The organism is Aeromonas rivuli, assembly GCF_020149575.1.
GTDB classification, from domain to species: Bacteria; Pseudomonadota; Gammaproteobacteria; order Enterobacterales; family Aeromonadaceae; genus Aeromonas; species Aeromonas rivuli.
Map to the genome: position 1 here is coordinate 2937791 of NZ_CP079742.1, position 18189 is coordinate 2955979.

14 protein-coding genes are annotated in these 18189 nt (G+C 61.6%); 8 read left to right on the forward strand and 6 right to left on the reverse strand.

Translation table 11 applies throughout. The features are described 5' to 3' along the window. Positions 1–13: 13 nt before the first annotated feature. The 3 genes from rfbD to icd all read right to left on the reverse strand — a co-directional run bounded on the left by rfbD (position 14) and on the right by icd (position 3798). Positions 14–901, reverse strand: a complete 888-nt coding sequence (gene rfbD, locus KYK33_RS13510) for a dTDP-4-dehydrorhamnose reductase (protein WP_224430866.1) — start codon at positions 899–901, stop codon at positions 14–16. After that, complete coding sequence (gene rfbB, locus KYK33_RS13515) at positions 901–2007, reverse strand: dTDP-glucose 4,6-dehydratase (RefSeq protein ID WP_224430867.1); 1107 nt, start codon at positions 2005–2007, stop codon at positions 901–903. The genes rfbD and rfbB overlap by 1 nt, the downstream gene beginning before the upstream one ends. Before the next feature lie 537 nt (positions 2008–2544). After that, positions 2545–3798 carry an NADP-dependent isocitrate dehydrogenase gene (icd, locus tag KYK33_RS13520; RefSeq protein ID WP_042039561.1) on the reverse strand — a complete coding sequence of 418 codons (1254 nt, stop codon included), beginning with the start codon at positions 3796–3798 and terminating at the stop codon, positions 2545–2547. 412 nt (positions 3799–4210) lie between these two features. Here icd and KYK33_RS13525 point away from each other — a divergent pair, with 412 nt between their 5' ends. The 4 genes from KYK33_RS13525 (at position 4211) to KYK33_RS13540 (ending at position 8561) form a co-directional block, all read left to right on the forward strand. Further along, positions 4211–5317 carry an ABC transporter substrate-binding protein gene (locus tag KYK33_RS13525; protein ID WP_224430868.1) on the forward strand — a complete coding sequence of 369 codons (1107 nt, stop codon included), beginning with the start codon at positions 4211–4213 and terminating at the stop codon, positions 5315–5317. A 119-nt stretch (positions 5318–5436) separates the two neighbouring features. Next, positions 5437–6489, forward strand: coding sequence for a FecCD family ABC transporter permease (locus KYK33_RS13530; RefSeq protein WP_224430869.1), 1053 nt, complete (start codon positions 5437–5439; stop codon positions 6487–6489). Further along, positions 6482–7249 (forward strand): ABC transporter ATP-binding protein, encoded by a 768-nt coding sequence (locus KYK33_RS13535; protein ID WP_224430870.1) that lies wholly within the window; start codon positions 6482–6484, stop codon positions 7247–7249. The genes KYK33_RS13530 and KYK33_RS13535 overlap by 8 nt, the downstream gene beginning before the upstream one ends. Before the next feature lie 64 nt (positions 7250–7313). Then, positions 7314–8561, forward strand: a complete 1248-nt coding sequence (locus KYK33_RS13540) for an MFS transporter (protein WP_224430871.1) — start codon at positions 7314–7316, stop codon at positions 8559–8561. A gap of 132 nt (positions 8562–8693) precedes the next feature. Here KYK33_RS13540 and KYK33_RS13545 read toward each other — a convergent pair whose 3' ends face one another. Continuing rightward, the gene (locus KYK33_RS13545) at positions 8694–9572 is read right to left on the reverse strand and encodes a helix-turn-helix transcriptional regulator (protein ID WP_224430872.1); all 879 of its coding nucleotides are present in this window, start codon (positions 9570–9572) and stop codon (positions 8694–8696) included. Positions 9573–9701: 129 nt separating this feature from the next. Between KYK33_RS13545 and manA the strand changes: the two genes are divergently transcribed. Continuing rightward, positions 9702–10913 (forward strand): mannose-6-phosphate isomerase, class I, encoded by a 1212-nt coding sequence (manA, locus tag KYK33_RS13550; RefSeq protein WP_224430873.1) that lies wholly within the window; start codon positions 9702–9704, stop codon positions 10911–10913. 227 nt (positions 10914–11140) lie between these two features. Here the strand turns inward: manA and KYK33_RS13555 are convergent, their stop codons facing one another. Together KYK33_RS13555 and malX are read right to left on the reverse strand one after the other, a co-directional pair. After that, on the reverse strand, positions 11141–12331 hold the full coding sequence (locus KYK33_RS13555; protein WP_224430874.1) for a MalY/PatB family protein: 1191 nt from the start codon (positions 12329–12331) through the stop codon (positions 11141–11143). A gap of 90 nt (positions 12332–12421) precedes the next feature. Then, a complete protein-coding gene (gene malX, locus KYK33_RS13560; RefSeq protein ID WP_224430875.1) occupies positions 12422–13993 on the reverse strand; it encodes a maltose/glucose-specific PTS transporter subunit IIBC in 1572 nt (523 codons plus the stop codon). A gap of 316 nt (positions 13994–14309) precedes the next feature. Between malX and malI the strand changes: the two genes are divergently transcribed. The 3 genes from malI (at position 14310) to KYK33_RS13575 (ending at position 18189) form a co-directional block, all read left to right on the forward strand. Further along, positions 14310–15347: a Mal regulon transcriptional regulator MalI gene (gene malI, locus KYK33_RS13565; protein WP_224433017.1), complete on the forward strand. Its 1038-nt coding sequence runs from the start codon at positions 14310–14312 to the stop codon at positions 15345–15347. Positions 15348–15523: 176 nt separating this feature from the next. Next, a complete protein-coding gene (locus tag KYK33_RS13570) occupies positions 15524–15793 on the forward strand; it encodes a hypothetical protein (protein ID WP_224430876.1) in 270 nt (89 codons plus the stop codon). A gap of 500 nt (positions 15794–16293) precedes the next feature. Beyond that, complete coding sequence (locus KYK33_RS13575) at positions 16294–18189, forward strand: PTS fructose transporter subunit IIABC (protein WP_224430877.1); 1896 nt, start codon at positions 16294–16296, stop codon at positions 18187–18189.

Genomic DNA, 18189 nt, shown 5'->3' on the forward strand with positions numbered 1-18189 from the left:
CCTAGCCAGTGATTTACTTGCCCAGGATCTCTGTCAACATCCGCTCCACACCGGCTGTCCAGTCCGGCAGCACCAGATCGAAGGTGCGTTGGAATTTGCTGGTGTCAAGGCGGGAGTTATGGGGGCGTTTAGCCGGGGTCGGGAAGGCGCTGGTCGGCACCGCATTGAGTTGCGTAACCGCCAGTTCAACCCCGGCCTCTCTGGCTTTGGCAAACACCAGCTGGGCGTAGTCAAACCAGGTTGTGGTACCGGAGGCTATCAGATGGTACAGCCCGGCAACGTCGGGTTTGCTCTGCGCCACGCGGATCGCATGGGCGGTGCAATCGGCCAGCAACTCGGCACCTGTCGGGGCACCAAACTGGTCATTGATGACTGACATCTCGCTACGCTCTTTGCCAAAACGCAGCATGGTCTTGGCAAAGTTGGCGCCACGGGCGGCGTAGACCCAGCTGGTGCGGAAGATCAGGTGACGAGCGCAGAGAGCAGCCCCCTGTTCCCCTACCAGCTTGGTTTCACCGTAGACATTGAGCGGGGCGGTCGCATCAGTTTCCACCCAGGGGCGCTCACCGCTGCCATCGAACACATAGTCGGTGGAGTAATGCACCAACCAGGCACCCAATGCTTCGGCTTCTCTGGCGATCGCGGCCACGCTGGTCGCGTTGAGCAGCTCGGCAAACTCACGCTCGCTCTCCGCCTTGTCGACTGCGGTATGGGCCGCGGCGTTGACAATCACGTCCGGCTTAACCAGACGTACCGTTTCGGCCACGCCCGCCGGGTTGCTGAAATCACCGCAATAGTCGGTGGAGTCAAAATCAACGGCAGTGATGCGCCCCAACGGTGCCAGCGCACGTTGCAGCTCCCAACCTACCTGACCGTTTTTGCCAAACAGCAGAATATGCATCAGCCGTGCTCCCCATCGTTCTGTTCAATCGAGGAATAGTGCTGTTCAATCCAGGATTGGTAGGCACCACTTTTGACGTTGTTCACCCACTGCTGGTTATCCAGATACCACTGCACGGTTTTGCGAATACCCGACTCGAAAGTCTCCTCTGGCTGCCAAGCAAGCTCGGCGCTCATCTTGCTGGCATCGATGGCATAGCGGCGATCGTGACCGGGGCGATCCGTGACATAGGTGATTTGATCGCGGTAAGAGCCGGCTTTGGGCACCATCTCATCCAGCAGATCGCAGATGGTGTGCACCACTTCCAGGTTCTGCTTCTCGTTGTGGCCACCGATGTTGTAGGTCTCCCCCACCACACCAGTTGTCAGCACCTTGTAAAGGGCACGGGCATGGTCTTCCACATAGAGCCAGTCACGGATCTGATCTCCCTTGCCATAGACAGGCAACGGTTTGCCATCCAGGGCATTGAGGATCACCAAGGGGATCAGCTTCTCGGGGAAGTGGAACGGGCCGTAGTTGTTGGAGCAGTTGGTCACCACAGTCGGCAGGCCGTAAGTTCGGCGCCAGGCACGAACCAAGTGGTCGCTCGAAGCCTTGGAAGCAGAATAGGGGCTGCTGGGGGCATAAGGGGTGGTTTCGGTAAAGAGCGGCAAGGCCTCGCCAGGGACAGCTTCATCGGGGTGAGGCAGATCGCCATATACCTCATCGGTAGAGATATGGTGAAAGCGGAAGGCTGACTTGCGCGGCTCAGGAAGACCATTCCAGTAAGCGCGAGCAGCCTCCAGCAGCATATAGGTGCCGACGATATTGGTCTCGATGAAGTCGGCAGGCCCAGTGATGGAGCGATCGACGTGGCTCTCGGCGGCCAGGTGCATCACGGCATCGGGTTGATGCGCGGTAAACACCCGGTCCAGCTCGGCGCGGTTGCAGATATCCACCTGCTCGAAGGCGTAGCGCTCACTGCCCGATACCTCTGCCAGGGACTCGAGATTGCCCGCATAGGTGAGTTTATCCAGATTGACGACGGAGTCGTTAGTATCCTTTATGATATGACGAACGACTGCCGAGCCGATAAAGCCCGCCCCGCCGGTAACGAGTATTTTCATAGATATGCTCTTGAATAAGAATGAATTCTGAAATGGGATTAGCCAGGGGTATCTGCTTAGTACAGCGGTGTAATTTAATAGCCGGGGATTACACAATCGAACTCAAAGACCATAGCTACCGCCCCTGGGTTACAGCCCCCAGTTTGCTGCTTTTGACCAAATTGTGTGTGCGCACGGATCATGATGTTGACCTCAGGTGACACGTTGAACTGCAAGGCGGAGCATCGGGGCTCTGAGACGAGCTGACACACTATTGATTGGCCATGGGCAAAGAATGTCAAAGGTGCCCACAGATGGCGCTTAAAATCAGCTTCGGATTCTAGCATCCTCCCTCTCCCAAGAGTACAGAAAAGGAAATTATCAGGGTCCGTTTGGTTGATTTACAGACAATTAATCAGGTGTCGTTGGAATCTGCCCCTCCGACTAACAACTTTATTGCCAACATCTGGCCCATGGTTCATCAACTGGCGGTATTGCCTCAATGAAAAAGGCCGCCATCATCTGATGGCGGCCTTTAATATCAAAACAATCAATAGATTACATCTGATCGATCATGTCCTGAGCGAACTCGGAGCAAGAGCGCAGCGTGGCCCCTTCCATCAGTCGCTCGAAGTCATAGGTGACCGTCTTGTTGGCGATGGCTTGTTCCATCCCCTTCACGACCAGATCTGCCGCTTCGACCCAGCCGAGGTGGCGCAACATCATCTCGGCGGAGAGGATGAGGGAGCCCGGGTTGACCTTGTCCTGACCTGCATACTTGGGCGCGGTGCCGTGAGTTGCTTCAAACAGGGCCACACCGTCGCCGATGTTGGCGCCAGGAGCGATGCCGATGCCGCCGACCTGAGCGGCCAGGGCGTCGGAGATGTAGTCGCCGTTGAGGTTCATACAGGCGATGACATCATACTCGGCCGGGCGCAGCAGGATCTGTTGCAGGAAGGCGTCGGCGATGACGTCTTTGACGGTGATGACCTTGCCGGTCTTCGGGTTCTTGAAGGAGCACCAGGGGCCGCCGTCGATCAACTGGGCATCGTACTCTTTCTGGGCCAGGGCATAGCCCCAATCCTTGAAGGCACCTTCGGTGAACTTCATGATGTTGCCCTTGTGGACCAGGGTCACGGAGTCGCGATCGTTGTCGATTGCGTACTCGATGGCGGCACGCACCAGGCGCTCGGTACCGGCTTTGGACATGGGCTTGATGCCGATGCCGCAAGACTCGGGGAAGCGAATTTTCTTCACGCCCATCTCGTTTTGCAGGAAGGCGATGACCTTTTTGGCCTCATCGCTATCCGCTTTCCACTCGATGCCAGCGTAGATGTCTTCGGCGTTTTCGCGGAAGATCACCATGTCGGTCAAGTCAGGACGTTTGACCGGGCTAGGAGTGCCCTGGTAGTAACGCACCGGGCGCAGGCAGACGTAGAGATCCAGCTCCTGACGCAGGGCCACGTTGAGAGAGCGAATACCGCCACCGACCGGGGTGGTCAGCGGGCCCTTGATGGCCACATGGTATTCACGAATGAAATCCAAGGTTTCGGCAGGCAGCCAGGCGCCTTCGCCATAGATGTGAGTCGACTTCTCACCGGTGTAGATTTCCATCCAGGCGATTTTGCGCTCGCCTTTGTAAGCCTTCTCGACCGCGGCATTGACCACGTTCAGCATGGCAGGGGTCACGTCCACACCGATACCATCCCCTTCGATAAAAGGAATGATGGGATTGTTCGGTACGGTCAGCTTGCCATCGGCTGCTACTGTGATTTTCTGGCCCTGGGTCGGGACTACTACTTTGCTTTCCATCGGCATCTCCTAACTTCCTTTTGTTATCAATCTGATCGTTTCCGCGGCCATCTTAGCCCATCCTTTTACATAATCAAATGGTGAGCACACTGCGCGGACCATAGTCGCGCACTGGATCACAATGCGACTGCGCCGACCCAAAGAAGAAGATGAGTCCGGGCTTTTTCACCCCCCTTTCCTCAGCAGTGCGCACTCGGGGCGCCATGGTTGCATCGCCCTCCCCCTGGGGTCAAAAATCAGCCCGTTCAGAGAAAGGCAGGCCCTCGCGGGGGGCGGGATTAGACCACGCAGACGCCCCTCCCGGGGAGAAAAAGAGAGGACTGACCATGTAGAACCTCATTGCTTTTTGAACATTAAATAGTAATAGTTCTCACTTTCTTTTTAAGCCGTGTCCCCCCCGAGGTTGTACAAGATGTTTCGTCACCCCCTGGCAAGAGTGTTGCTGTTAGGCCAGCTCGTCCTGATGAGCTGGATGGCACAGGCCGCCGCCCCCGTTGAAGTGGAAGATGTGATGGGCCGCAAGGTCTCCCTGAGCCTGCCCGCGAGCCGCATCGTGCTCGGTTTCTATCCCGAGGATTACCTGGCTGTGGCCGGTGAAGGGGGCGCCGATCGCCTGGTGGGCATGTCCCGTGCCTGGTTCGTCAAGTCCCGCCCCGCCATCTGGTCCCTCTATGTGGCCAGCCTGCCACAACTGGCCAAGGTGCCCGACCTTGGCAACGTGCAGGATCAGAGCTTCTCCATCGAGAAGACCCTGGCGGTCAAACCCGATCTGGTGATCCTGGCCCAGTGGCAGTACGAGGCCCTGGCCCCGGATCTGCCGCGCCTCGAGCAGGCAGGCATCCCTCTGGTGGTGGTGGACTACAACGCCCAGACCCTGGCCCGCCACATGGCGAGCACCCTGCTGCTTGGCAAGGTGACCGGTCAGGAGGCTCGTGCCCGCAAGATGGCCGACGAATACAAGGCCAAGATTGACACCATCACTTCCCGGGTTGCCCAGGCGAAGCGCCAGCCGCCCCGGGTCTACATCGAGCTGGGGGACAAGGGCCCGGCCGAGTACAGCTACACCTATGGCAAGGACATGTGGGGCGCCATGGCCCTGCTGGCCGGCGGTGACAACGTCGCGGCCCCCTTCGTCGAGCGCTGGGGCCCCATCCACCCTGAGCAACTGCTGGCGAGCAAACCCGAGGTGATCCTGATGGCGGGCTACGAGAGCGTGAGCAGCGCAGAGGCGATGCAGGTCGGTCAGGACGTCTCGGCCGAGACGGTGCGCCAGCGCCTGCAGGGCTTTGCTGCCCGTCCGGGCTGGAGCGAGTTGCCTGCGGTGCAGCAGGGTCGCCTCTATGCGGTCTATCACGGCGCCACCCGCAGCATCATGGATGCCGCCCTCATCGAGTTCATGGCCAAGGCGCTCTACCCCGACTTGTTCCAGGATCTCGATCCCCTGGCCACCTATCAGGGCTTCTACCGCAGCTATCTGCCCATTCGTCCCCAGGGCACCTTTATGCTGGGTATCAAGTAATGGCTGGTTGAACCTGACGGGCCGGACTGTCCCGACCCGAGTCGGGAAAGTCCCTCTTCGTCATCCCTCTTCAACCCTTGCGGGCGCCCCTTGAGAGCGCCCGTTTCAGGATGGTTATCATGAATGATTTGGCTGCCCTGCAGCAGACCCTCACCCGCCAGCGGCAACGGGAGCGCCGCCGCTGGCACTGGCTGGCACTGCTCACCCTGGTGCTGTGCATTACCCTGGTGCTCGACATCGCCACAGGCCCCTCCCTGCTGCCCCTTGGGGAAGTGATCGATGCCCTGCTCTCCCCCGCCCAGGCGGACTCCATGACCCGCACCATCGTCTTTGACATGCGCCTGCCCATCGCCCTGATGGCTCTGGTGGTCGGCGCCTCCCTCGGGCTTGGCGGCGTGCAGATGCAGACCCTGCTGGACAACCCCCTGGCCAGCCCCTACACCCTAGGGCTCGCGGCCGCGGCCGGGCTTGGCGCCGCACTGGCGCTCTATACCGGCGGTCTTGGGCTGCCTCCCCTGATTGCCATTCCGGCCGGTGCCTTCATTTTGTGCATGTTTGCCGCCAGCCTCTTGTTTGGTCTGGCCATGATGCGCAACATCAGCAGCCAGACCCTGATCCTGGCGGGCATAGCCCTGCTGTTCCTGTTCCAGTCCCTGCTCTCCCTGCTGCAGTTCCTCTCCTCCCCCGAGCTCAACCAGCAGATCATGTTCTGGCTGTTTGGCAGCCTGATGCGCACCAGCTGGGATGCCTTGCTGATCACGGCCGCCGTCACCCTGATCTGCAGCGTGCTCATCTATCGGGATGCCTGGGCCCTCACCAGCCTGCGGCTGGGGGAAGCCCGTGCCCGGAGTCTCGGGGTCAACGTGGACAGACTGCGCCTCAAGACCCTGATCCTGGTGGCCCTGCTCACCGCCACCGCCACCAGCTTCGTCGGCATCATCGGCTTCGTCGGCCTGGTGGCCCCCCACATAGCCCGCATGCTGGTGGGGGAAGATCAGCGCTTCCTGATCCCACTGTCGGCCCTGTGCGGCGCCTGCATGTTGTCGGCGGCCTCGGTGCTCTCCAAGTCCATCGTTCCCGGTTCCCTGTTTCCCATCGGCATCGTCACCGCCCTGATTGGCGTGCCCTTCTTTATCTGGCTGATCCTCGGCAAGGGGCGTAAACGTGCTTGAAATATCCCGACTCTCCCTCACCATCGGCCAGCAGACCCTGCTGCGGGAGCTCGACCTCACCCTGAACCCGGGTCAGGTCCATGTGATCATCGGCCCGAACGGGACCGGCAAGACCTCGCTGCTGCGCGCCCTCTTTGGGGAATTGACCCCGGCCGCTGGCGACATCCGTCTGGGGGGCCAGAGCGCCCACCAGATGACCCAGGCCAAGTGGCGTCAGCAATTTGGCTACATGCCCCAGAATATCCAGCTGGAGCTGGACTTGAGCGTCATCGAAGTGGTGGTGCTGGGGCGCCTCGACAGCCTCTCCATGCGCCTCGCGGACGAGGATATCCTGGCCGCCGCCCGCGCCTTGCAGGCCCTCGGCATCGCTCATCTGGCGGATCGTCCGCTCTATTCCTTAAGCGGCGGCCAGCGGCAGATGGTGCTGTTCGCCCAGGTGCTGCTGCGCGACCCCCGCATCATGATGCTGGACGAGCCGGTCAGCGCCCTCGACCTTCACCACCAGATGCAGCTGATGGAGCACCTCTGCCAGCAGACCCGGGAGCAGCAGTGGATCACCCTGGTGGTGCTGCACGATCTCAACCTGGCGGCCCAGTTTGCCGATCAGCTGATCGTGCTGGCAGATGGCGACTTGCAAGCGTTCGGCCCCCCCGCCCGGGTGCTCGATGCCGACCTCATCGAGCGCCTCTATCAAGTGCCGGTACAGATAAGTCACGATCAAAGCGGCATCCCCTTCCTTCGCACCCTGCGAAGACAATGATGACGAGACTTCCCATAACGCCGCCTTCGGCCTGGCCCGCAACAGGCCCCCGGGTGCGCGCAACATGAACGGCGCCTCCTACTGGCGGGACTGGCAGGCCATGAGCCCGGCCGCCCGCCTGCTCATCCTCAATGGCCTGGCATTCAATCTCGGCTTCTACATGATGCTGCCCTTCCTCGCCCAGCACATGGGCAGCGGCCTTGGCCTCGCAGGCTGGGCCTGTGGCCTGGTGATGGGGATGCGGGTCTTCAGCCAGCAGGGGCTGTTTTTGCTGGGGGGAACTCTGGGGGATCGCATCGGCTATCACCCCGCCATCGTCTGGGGTTGCCTGGTGCGATCGGTCGGTTTCGTGCTGCTGGGCTGGGCTGAGTCCCTGCCCATACTGCTGCTGGCGGCGGCCCTCACCGGCTTTGCAGGGGCCCTGTTCACCCCCTGCGCCCAGGCCTATCTGGCCAGCGAATGCGGCACCCCGAGCCAGCGCCAGCGTGCCTTCGCCCTGCACAACCTCGCCAGCCAGGCGGGCATGCTGCTCGGCCCCCTGGTCGGCCTCACCTTGACCCAGCAGAGCTATGCCCTGACCGGGCTCTTGGCGGCGAGCCTGTTCGCCCTGCTCGGGGTGTTGCAGTATCGGGTGCTGCCCAAACGCCCGGTGGCCAACCAGACCCCCCGCGGCGCCATCTTGCAGCAGTGGCGTGCCATAGTGCGCCAGCGCTCCTTCATGATGTTCACCCTGCTGGCGGGCAGCTACCAGATCCTGTTCCACCAGCTCTATCTGGCCCTGCCTGCCCATATCCAGAGCCTGCCGGATGCCACCGAGCTGCTCGGCGGCGTGTTCACCCTCTCGGCGGTGATCGGCGTCCTGCTCCAGCTGCCGGCGTCGCGCCTGGTGGAGCGCCGCCTGGGAGTGCCGCTCGCCATGGGGCTCGGCATCGGGCTGATGGGGCTGAGCTATCTGGCCCTGCCCCTGTTGGCCCCTTGGCCGACGGCGGGGGTATTGGCGCAAGTGGCCCTGCTCTCCTTGGGCTCCATCCTCTGCTTTCCGCTCTTTGCCGCCCAGCTGCCCCGCTACGCCCCCCCCGACCAGCTCGCCAGCTATTACGGCTTCTATGCCAGCGCCGGCGGCTGCATGGCGCTGTTTGGCAACCTGCTGATCGGTTTTATGCTGGGGGATGCGGGCACTCGCCCTAGCACGGCCATCTGGCTGCTGCTGGCCCTCGCCGGGATCTTGGCCGGAGCAGGCCTCTATGCGCACCTGAGATCGGGCATGGCAGCCCGAGCCACCTCTTCGCCAGATGACTCGCAGGTGATCTGACGAGGCAGGCAGCCTTCATTTGGCGCCCGATATCAGCCTCATCCGCCAACCGGGAATGCGGTCAACAACCCTGTTACGGGTGCCCCGGACAGTTCTCCCCCTCCTCTTTTCCATCATCGCAGTCTGGGCCACTCACGCTCCCGTCAGGGGCTGGCCCTCCCCCTGAGGCTGGCTCAGGGCGCGGTATTGGGAGGGGGTCAATCCGGTTTTTTGCTTGAACACCCGGCAGAAGTAATTCACATCACCGTAGCCGCAGCGATTGGCCACCTCTTCCAGGCGGAAGCGGTACTTCTTGAGCATGAACTTGGCTCTGTCGATCCGCACCCAGCTGATGTAATCCGCCAGCCGCATATGACCCTGCTCACGAAACAGGTGGGAGAGATGACTGGCCGACAGGTTGAAGCGGTGGGCGATGGAGTCACGACTGATGGGGCGGTGAAAATTTTCCTGGATATAGATGCAGATGCCATGAAACAAGTCCGCACCTCGGGGCCGCTCGGTCGCCGATGCGCCAAGCAGTTGCTGGGCACTGGTCAGTAGCGCCAGCAGCAGATGGTTGTCGGTGGGGGAGCGGCCGGGATCCTCGGTCAACACGTTGAGGGCCGCCAGAATATGCTCTGTCACATGACCGGCCCGGGCCATGATGCTGTGTTTTTGCACATCGAAGAAATCGGGATCTTCCCGGCGTTTGCTCACCAGGCTGAAGCCAAGCTGGCGCTTGCCAAACAGCAGGCTCAGCACCGAGCAATCCGTGCTCCACTGCGGCTTGTTCCAGCCGTTGGGCGGAATATAGAACGCCTGCCCCGGCAATATCCGGATCTCCTGGCTGCCCTGCCCCTTGTCCCAGACCTGATTGACATACTCGCCGCTGAACACCAGCTCGAGGCGGGGAAAGTTGACCTGGTAGCTGAAGCTGGGCGGCACCCCCTGCTCACTGGCAAACCAGACTCGCTCGAAGGGGGCCTGCTCAGTGATGGCGTCGTCGAGCAGTTGGCTGAAGATGAGTGACATGATGATCCCGGTCAAGAGAGAGGCAAGCGATTGCGGCCGCCGCAACCGCCCATGTTATAGTCCGGGCCGGACCGTCAATTCCACCCTTTTCTTCAAACAACTTTCTTCAAACTAAATGAGGCGTCCCTTATGAGTTGTCGTGATCTTCCCTCTTTTCTGTTGATGAAAAACCCGATCCAGGGCTACGAATGGGGCAGCCGTGACGCCCTCACCACCCTGTTTGGTATCCCGAATCCGGACGGCAGCCCTCAGGCCGAGCTGTGGATGGGCGCCCATCCCAATGGCTGCTCCGAGGTGAGCCTAGCGGGCAACGCACAGAAGCTTTCCGCCGTTATCGAGGCCGCCCCCAGCGCCGTGCTGGGTGAGGCCACCGTCGCCCGCTTCGGCAGCCTGCCGTTCCTGTTCAAGGTGCTCTGCGCCGAGAAGGCCCTCTCCATCCAGGTACACCCCAGCAAATCCCAGGCCGAAGCGGGCTTTGCCAAGGAAGAGGCCGCCGGCATCTCGCTCAAGGCGAGCAATCGCAACTATAAAGACCCGAACCACAAGCCGGAGCTGGTGTTTGCCCTCACCCCCTATCAGGCGATGAACGGCTTTCGCGCCATTCCCGCCATCCTGACGCTGTTCGAGCGAGTCAAGCTGGCGGCTATCGCCGATCTGGTAGCGGCCCTCGCCGCCGCTCACGCAGCGGATCAGGGTGAAGCCGGGTTGCAGCACTTCTTCCACCAGTTGCTGGTGCTGGAGGGCGCGCGCAAAGAAGCCGCCCTGGCGGGCCTGCTGAGCTATGCCGCCGCCCATCAGGATGAGGAGACCTTTGCCCTCATCACCAGCCTGGCCGCCCAGTATCCGGGAGACGTGGGCCTCTTCTCGCCGCTCTTGCTGAACGTGGTGACCCTCAAGCCGGGTCAGGCCATGTTCCTCGATGCCTGCACCCCCCATGCCTATGTGCGCGGCACCGGCCTCGAGATCATGGCCAACTCCGACAACGTGCTGCGCGCCGGGCTCACCCCGAAATACATAGATGTGGCAGAGCTGCTGGATTGCACCCGTTTTGTGGCCAAACCGGATGACCAGATCCTGCTGGACCCCAGCGTTGATAGCGCGGTGCAGCACTTCAGGGTGCCGGTACCTGACTTCACCTTCAGCGTCTACCCGGCCGGTGGGCACCAGCTCATCACCACCAGCGCCGAGATCCTGTTTGCCATCGATGGCACAGTGACCCTCCAGCAAGGTGAGCAGTCACTGCGCCTCGAAAAGGGCCAGTCCGCCTTTGTCCCCGCCGCCACCGGCAGCTACCAGCTGCTGGCCGAGGGGCGGGTTGCCCGCGCTGGCAATCGCAGCTAAGGGGTGCCATGACCCCCTGAATGCACAAGGGCCATCAGAAGATGGCCCTTGTTTTATCCGCCCCCTCCCTCTTCTGCTGCGTGGATGTGCAGATCGGGGCGCTCGCCATCCATCGGGGTCTCCATTTATTCGGGGGAAAGGTGTAAACCATATTCAGGACGGAACACTGACATAACAAAGGGGCCGTAAGGCCCCTTTGTTATTGACAACCTTGACTCATACAAGCATCAAACCAGCTCGGTGAGTGCGCCTATCAGGGCATCTAATCCCTTGTCCACCTTCTGCCGTGAACAACCCACATTGAGGCGGATAAAGCCTGTTCCCTCGGGGCCGTAGGTGTCGCCGCGCATGATGGCGACCCGGTATTTCTCCACCAGCAAGCTTTGCAGGGCATCCATCTTTTCCGCCCTGTCGATGCCGAGTCCGTTGAGATCAATCCAGGCAAGATAGGTGCCCTCGGGCACTTGGTAGTCGATGGCCGGGAAGGCGGCATTGAGCCGCTCGGCAACGTGCGCCAGATTGCCATGCAGGTGGCGCTTCAGGGCATCGAGCCAGCCATCGCCATCCCGGTAGGCGCTGATATGGGCCAGGATGCCGAGAATGGGGGGGGAGGAGAGGCCATGGGCGGCCTTGAGTTGCCGTAAATACCCTTCCCGGCTCGCCACCTCAGGGATAAAGGCATAGGCACCGCCAAGGGCCGGAATATTGAAGGATTTCGAGCCCGAGCTCACCAACGCCCAACTGTCATCTAGCGCCACCTCGCTCCAGGGCAGGTAGGGGGTAAAACTGATGTCCATGTGGATGTCGTCCGAGATCACCCTGACCCCATGACGTTGACAGATGTCGGCCATCCGGCCGAGTTCATCCCGGCTCCAGACCCGGCCTGTGGGGTTGTGGGGGCTGCACAGCAGCAGGATGCGGCAATCGGGGCGGGCCGCCTGTTGCTCAAAACAGACCCAGTCGATCTGATAACGCCCCTCCCTCTTTTGCAGCGGGCAGGAAAGCAATACCCGATCGCTGGCCGCCAGCATATTGCCGAAGGCGTCGTAGGCGGGAGTGTGCACCAGCACGCCCTCCCCCGGCGCCGACCAGAGGCTCACCAACTGAGCGACCACATAGATGACCGAGGGGCCATAGACCAGGGTCTCGGGGTCGAGGCTGGCGCCATGACGGCGGGCAAACCAGTCGCTCACCGCCCCCTTGAAGTCACTGTGGTTCCAACGGCTGTAGCCAAACACCCCGTGTTCCAGCCGCTTGGCCAGCGCCGCGCGTATGCAGGGGGCTGTCTCAAGATCCATGTCCGAGATGGTGAAGGGGAGCAAGTCGGCATGGCCGAAGCGGTCTGCCACATAGTCCCACTGGGTGCAGTAGGTGCCATGGCGGTCGACCTCTTGCTCGAAGTCATAAATCTCATGCATGCTATTTCTTTCTCCATCAATGCGGCGAATGGCCAGGAAGAATGGATAAGGGGGCATCAGCCCCCGACATTATCTTGCTGGCGCGGACGATCAGGCCCCCATCAGGCTCTGCAGCTGGTTTTTCACCAGGTGCACCTGAGGGCCTATCACCACCTGCAGGTTGTGCTCGTCGAGCTTGATCACCCCGATGGCGCCATTGGCTTTGAGCAGCTTGTCATCGACTCGGCTCATGTCCTGCACCGACATCCGCAGCCGGGTGATGCAGTTGTCCAGCGCCAGTATGTTGTCGGCGCCCCCCAGGGCATTGAGGATGATCTCGCCGTTGTAACCGCTGCTGCCTACGGGTTTGCCCGCCGGTTGCGGGGCGTCGTTGCTCTCAATCTCGCGGCCCGGGGTCTTGAGGTTGAAGCGGACGATGGCAAAGCGGAACACGCCGTAGTAAACGGCAAACCAGATCCCGGCGACCACGGGCACCAGATACCACTTGGTCGCGGTGCCCTGCAGCACCCCGAACACCAGAAAATCGATGAGGTTGCCATCGGTGTTGCCGATGGTGACCCCCAGGAGCCCCATGGTCATGAAACCCAGACCGGTCAGGATGGCGTGGATGAAGTAGAGCACCGGCGCCACGAACAGGAACAGGAACTCCAGCGGCTCTGTGATGCCACCGATGACGCAGGCCACCACCCCGGACACCAGCAGCGCCTTGATCTTGCCGCGATTCTCCGGTCGGGCGCAGTGATACATGGCCAGTGCCGCCCCCGGCAGGCCGCCGAGGAAGGCGGGCATCTTGCCCTGTGACAGGAAGGAGGTGGCGGAGACCGAGAAGCCGGTGGTGTCGGCGCAGGAGAGCTCGGAGTAGAAGATGTTGAGGGCGCCGCTCACCTCGTTGCCGCACACCAACTGGGTGCCGCCCGCTTCGGTGAAGCGAATGAGCGCCACCAGAATGTGGTGCAGGCCGAGCGGCAACAGCAGACGCTCACCGGTACCGAACAGGAAGGGACCGAAGGGGCCTGCGTGGGAGATGACGGCACCGATGCCGTTGATACCGGCGGCGAACCAGGGCCAGACCAGAGGCACCACCAGACCGACCACCCCCAGTACCAGCGCCGTGATGATGGGCACGAAACGGGCACCGCCGAAGAAGGCCAGCGCATCCGGCATCCGGTAGGTGTAGAAACGGGCATGCAGCTTGGCGACGATGACCCCGACGATGATGGCCCCCAGAATACCGGTATCGATGGAGCTGATACCGAGGATCGATTTCACCCCGTAGGCTTTCTCCGCCGCCCCGTCACCGATCACATTGGCCACCGTCAGGTAGAAGTTGATGGAGAGGTTGAGCGCCGCATAACCGACGAAACCGGCAAAGGCCGCCACCCCCTTCTCTTCCCGCGCCAATCCGAGCGGAATGGCGACCGCAAACATCACCGGCAGATAGATGAAGGCCACCAGCCCCACCTTGGTCATCCAGAGGAAGAGCAGCTGCAACACCATGTTGTCGAGGAAGGGCATGCTCTGCTTCACCGCATCGCTGGTGAGGGAGCTGCCGACCCCGAGCAGGATGCCGGAGAAGGCGAGCAGGGCCACCGGCAGCATAAAGGTCTTGCCGAGGCTCTGCAGGAACTCCCATATCGTGGATTTGGCGGGGGACTTGGCCATGTGACGGATCCTTGTGAGTTGAAGGTCAGGTCCCGATGTCGCTCTTCTTCACCCCCCTGGTTGATAAACGCAAGCAGGGGCGGAGTCCCATCAGGTTTTATGGATGATAAAACGTTTTATCAACTCACAAGTGCCGACAAGATCACAGAATCATGGGCAAAGATGGCAGCCTGTCGCAAATCTGTGAGGCAGATCCATGCCCGCGGGATGTAACGTTTCACTTGGGGATATGAGGGGTTATGCTGTGGCTATCTGATCTCTTGTCCCTGGCTGCAACGCGCGCTCTATGTCGTCACACTCCATGCCATCCAATCCTATGTCGCCCAGACCGCAAGCTGCGAAACTGGCCAAGATCACCGACGTGGCAGAGCTGGCGGGGGTCTCGGTCACCACAGTCTCCATGGTGCTCAACGGCAAGGGGCGTATCTCCCCCGCCACCGCAGAGCGGGTGCAGCAGGCCATCAGGCAACTCGATTATGTGCCCAACAGCGCCGCCGCCAACCTGCGCAGCCAGCACTCCAATCTGGTGGGCTTGCTCCTGCGCGACATCACCGACCCCTTCTATACCGAGGTGACCGCCGGGGTGAGCGAGGTGCTGGAGCAGCAGGGCTATCTGCTGTTTCTGACCCAGTGCGGCCACAGCCCGGAGCGGTTGCAGCAGAGCATCCAGTCCCTGTCGCGCCAGGGGGTGGCTGGCATCATCTTCAATCCGGTGCGCGGCGCGGCGGCCAAGACGCTGCAGACCCTGCTCGACTCGCAATTGCCGGTGGTGTGCGCCGCCCGCTCCTACTATCGCGATGACGTGGACTTTATCGGCCCGGACAACAGCCACGCCGCCCAGCAGGCCACCACCTATCTCATCGAGCAGGGTCATCGCCATATCGCCTACGTGGGGGGACGGGCCGACTCCCTGGCCCGCGCCGAGCGGATCGGCGGCTACTGCGCCAGCCTGCTGCAATACGGCCTGCCCTTCAAACCCGAGTGGATATTGGAGTGCGAGCGCACCCAGCGCAGCGCCGCCGACACCATAGCCCAGCTGCTGCATCAGCATCCCAAGGTGACCGCCATCCTCTGTCACTATCCCGAGGTGGCGCTGGGGGGCATCTACGGGGTGGAGGCGAGCGGGCGCAGCGTCGGCAAGGACAACTACATCGGCCAGCAAGTGGCGCTGCTCGGCTTTGACGACGTGGCGGAGGCGGAACTCACCTCCCCCGCCCTCACCTTCGTCAGCTCACCGGCCCGGGAGATTGGCCGCCAGGCCGCCCAGCGGCTGCTGGCCCGGATGCAGCAACCGGATCTCGCCCCCAACCGCCATATCATCACCCCCAACCTGCAAAAACGAGAATCGGCCTGAGGCTCAGGCAAGGCTTCCTGGCTGCCCATGCGCTGGCACCAGCGCGTTATCCCCTGGCCATGCAGACCGAGCTCAAGAGGCTCCCTCCCCCCATGGCTGACTCCCCCACATTGGGGGTTGAGGGGACAGTGAATAAACCTATGATGGGCGCGCCATCCAGAACGGGAGTCGATGTCATGGTAACAACACAGCAGGCACAGACCGAACCACAGAGCGAAGTCCATCGCTGCGACCAGTGCGGGGAGCGCACTCACCATATCGTGGTGCTGGTTGCCCGAGACCACAGCCAGGACATCATGCCCAAGGAGCCGCGCAAGGCCTTCTGGCAAGCCTTTCGCGCCAGCAGCATCACCAACTGGGCATTTGGCGAGACCCTCGCCTATCAGGCCACCCATGTGAAGCACCTGATTTGCGAGCGCTGCGGCGAGACCTTTCTCGAGTATTGAGTGGCTGTTACCCCGGCAAGGGGCGACGTGCTGCCTGGGGTCACCGTACCAAGCGGGCGGATAGCCAAGTCCGACGGCTCAACCCATTTCTCCAGCTTGCCCTCCCTCTTCTCCACCTGCCTCCCCCTGACGGCTGCCATTTATGTGCGTTGGCTCACATCTCGCCCCATCATCTACCCTCACAAATTTACAGAAGAAGCTTCTCTCTCCCGTCCTGACTGGTAGGGCCACAGCGATAACACCGCAATCATATGTAAACTAACATCATGATTTTATGTGTAAAAATACAAATTCCTTACTATCTTAGACCAATAGCTCGCTTTGGGATCCGGCTCACACTCAGGATTTTACCGCACAAAAATCCAGTAAACAGCATGTTTGTCCGATAGGGCAGTGGCCGCCATGCCACCATAATATGAATGTCAACTTTGTCTGCATGTCCCGGGCGGCAATCCGGGAAGAGATGCCAACAGGCTCCGGCCAGGAGCAGGGAGAACGCCATGATCACCACCCTTATCAACGAGCATCTGATCAATCTCGATTTAACAGCGACATGCAAGGAGGAGGTCTTCAGCGAGATGGCCCGCTTGCTGGTCGCCCAGGGAAAAGTCAGCGATGAGCAGCAGTTCATCAAGGACCTGTGGGCCCGGGAAGCGCTGGACAACACCGGCTTCGAGGAGGGGGTTGCCCTGCCCCACGCCAAGAGCGCTGCGGTGAGCACCCCGGCGGTGGCCATCGGCATCAGCCGAGCCGGCATCGACTACGGCGCCGAGGATGGGCAGCCCTCCAAGCTGTTCTTCATGATTGCCTCCCCGGCCGGTGGCGCCAACCACCATATCGAGGTGCTGGCCGAGCTCTCCGCCAAGCTGATCGAAGAGGGCTTTATTGCCAGGTTGCTGGCCGCCAGGAGCTCTGCCGAGGCACTGGCCCTGCTGCTCGAGAAGAAAGAAGAGCAAGCCGCCCCAGTCGCCGACAAAGGCTTCATCATAGGTGTCACCGGCTGCCCGGCCGGTATCGCCCACACCTATCTGGCCGCCGAGTCCCTGGAGCGCGCCGCCAAGGAGCTGGGCTATGAGATAAAGGTTGAGACCAACGGCTCCATCGGCGTCAAGAACAGTCCGACCGCGGCCGACATTGCCCGCGCCAGCGCCATCGTGGTGGCCTGTGACAAGCAGGTGGACATGACCCGCTTCAACGGCAAGCCGCTCATCAAGACCGGGGTCAAGGCCCCCATCAAGGATGGCAAGGGGCTGATCGAGCAGGCGCTCAAGGCGCCAGCCTATGTGGCAGACAAAGATGACAAGAAGGGCGAGGAGCAGAGCACCGGTGGCGGCAGCGGCGATCTCTACCGCTTCCTGATGAATGGCGTCTCCCACATGATCCCCTTCGTGGTCACCGGCGGCCTGCTGATTGCGTTGGCACTGGCCATAGGGGGTCACCCGACCCCGAGCGGCATGCAGATCCCGGAAGGGAGCATGTGGAACCAGATCCTCAACGTCGGCGTGGTGGCCTTCAAGCTGATGATCCCCGTGCTATCTGCCTATATCGCCTATGCCATTGCCGACCGCCCCGCCCTGGCGCCGGGCTTTATCGGCGGCTGGATAGCCAATGACGGCAGCTTCTACGGCGCCGACGCCGGCACCGGCTTTATTGGTGCCATCGTCGCGGGCCTGCTGGTCGGCTACCTGGTGCGCTGGATAGCGACCCGCAACTACAGCAAGATGGTGCAACCCCTGGTGCCGGTCATGATTGCACCCATCGTCGGTTCCCTGTTCATTGCCGCGGTGTTCATCTTCATCATTGGCGCCCCCATCGCCGACATGATGACCGGCCTCAACAACATGCTGCTCTCCATGAGCGGCGGCAGCATGGTGCTGCTGGGCATAGTGCTGGGTGGCATGGCGGGCTTTGACATGGGGGGCCCGGTCAACAAGGTCGCCTTCCTGTTCTCGGTGGGCATGATAGCCTCGGGCCAGACCCAGTTCATGGGCGCCATGGCCTGCGCCATTCCTGCCGCACCACTGGGCATGGCCTTCGCCACCCTCATTGGTCGCAAGCTGGATGTGTTCGATGCCTCCGAAATCGAAGCGGGCAAAGCCGCCGGTGCCATGGGCCTGGTGGGCATCTCCGAAGGGGCCATTCCGTTTGCCGCCCGTGACCCGCTCGCGGTCATTCCGGCCAACGTGCTGGGCAGCATGACCGCCGCCGTGATGGCCTTCCTGTTCGGCATCACCAACAGCGTGGCCCACGGTGGCCCCATCGTGGCCCTGCTGGGCGCGGTCAACAAGCCGCTGCTGGCGCTGCTGTGCATGATCTGCGGTGCCATCGTCACCGGCGTGGTCGCCGTTGCCCTGAAAAAATTGCGCAAGGGCAAGCTGGCTGCCGTACCCGCTTAA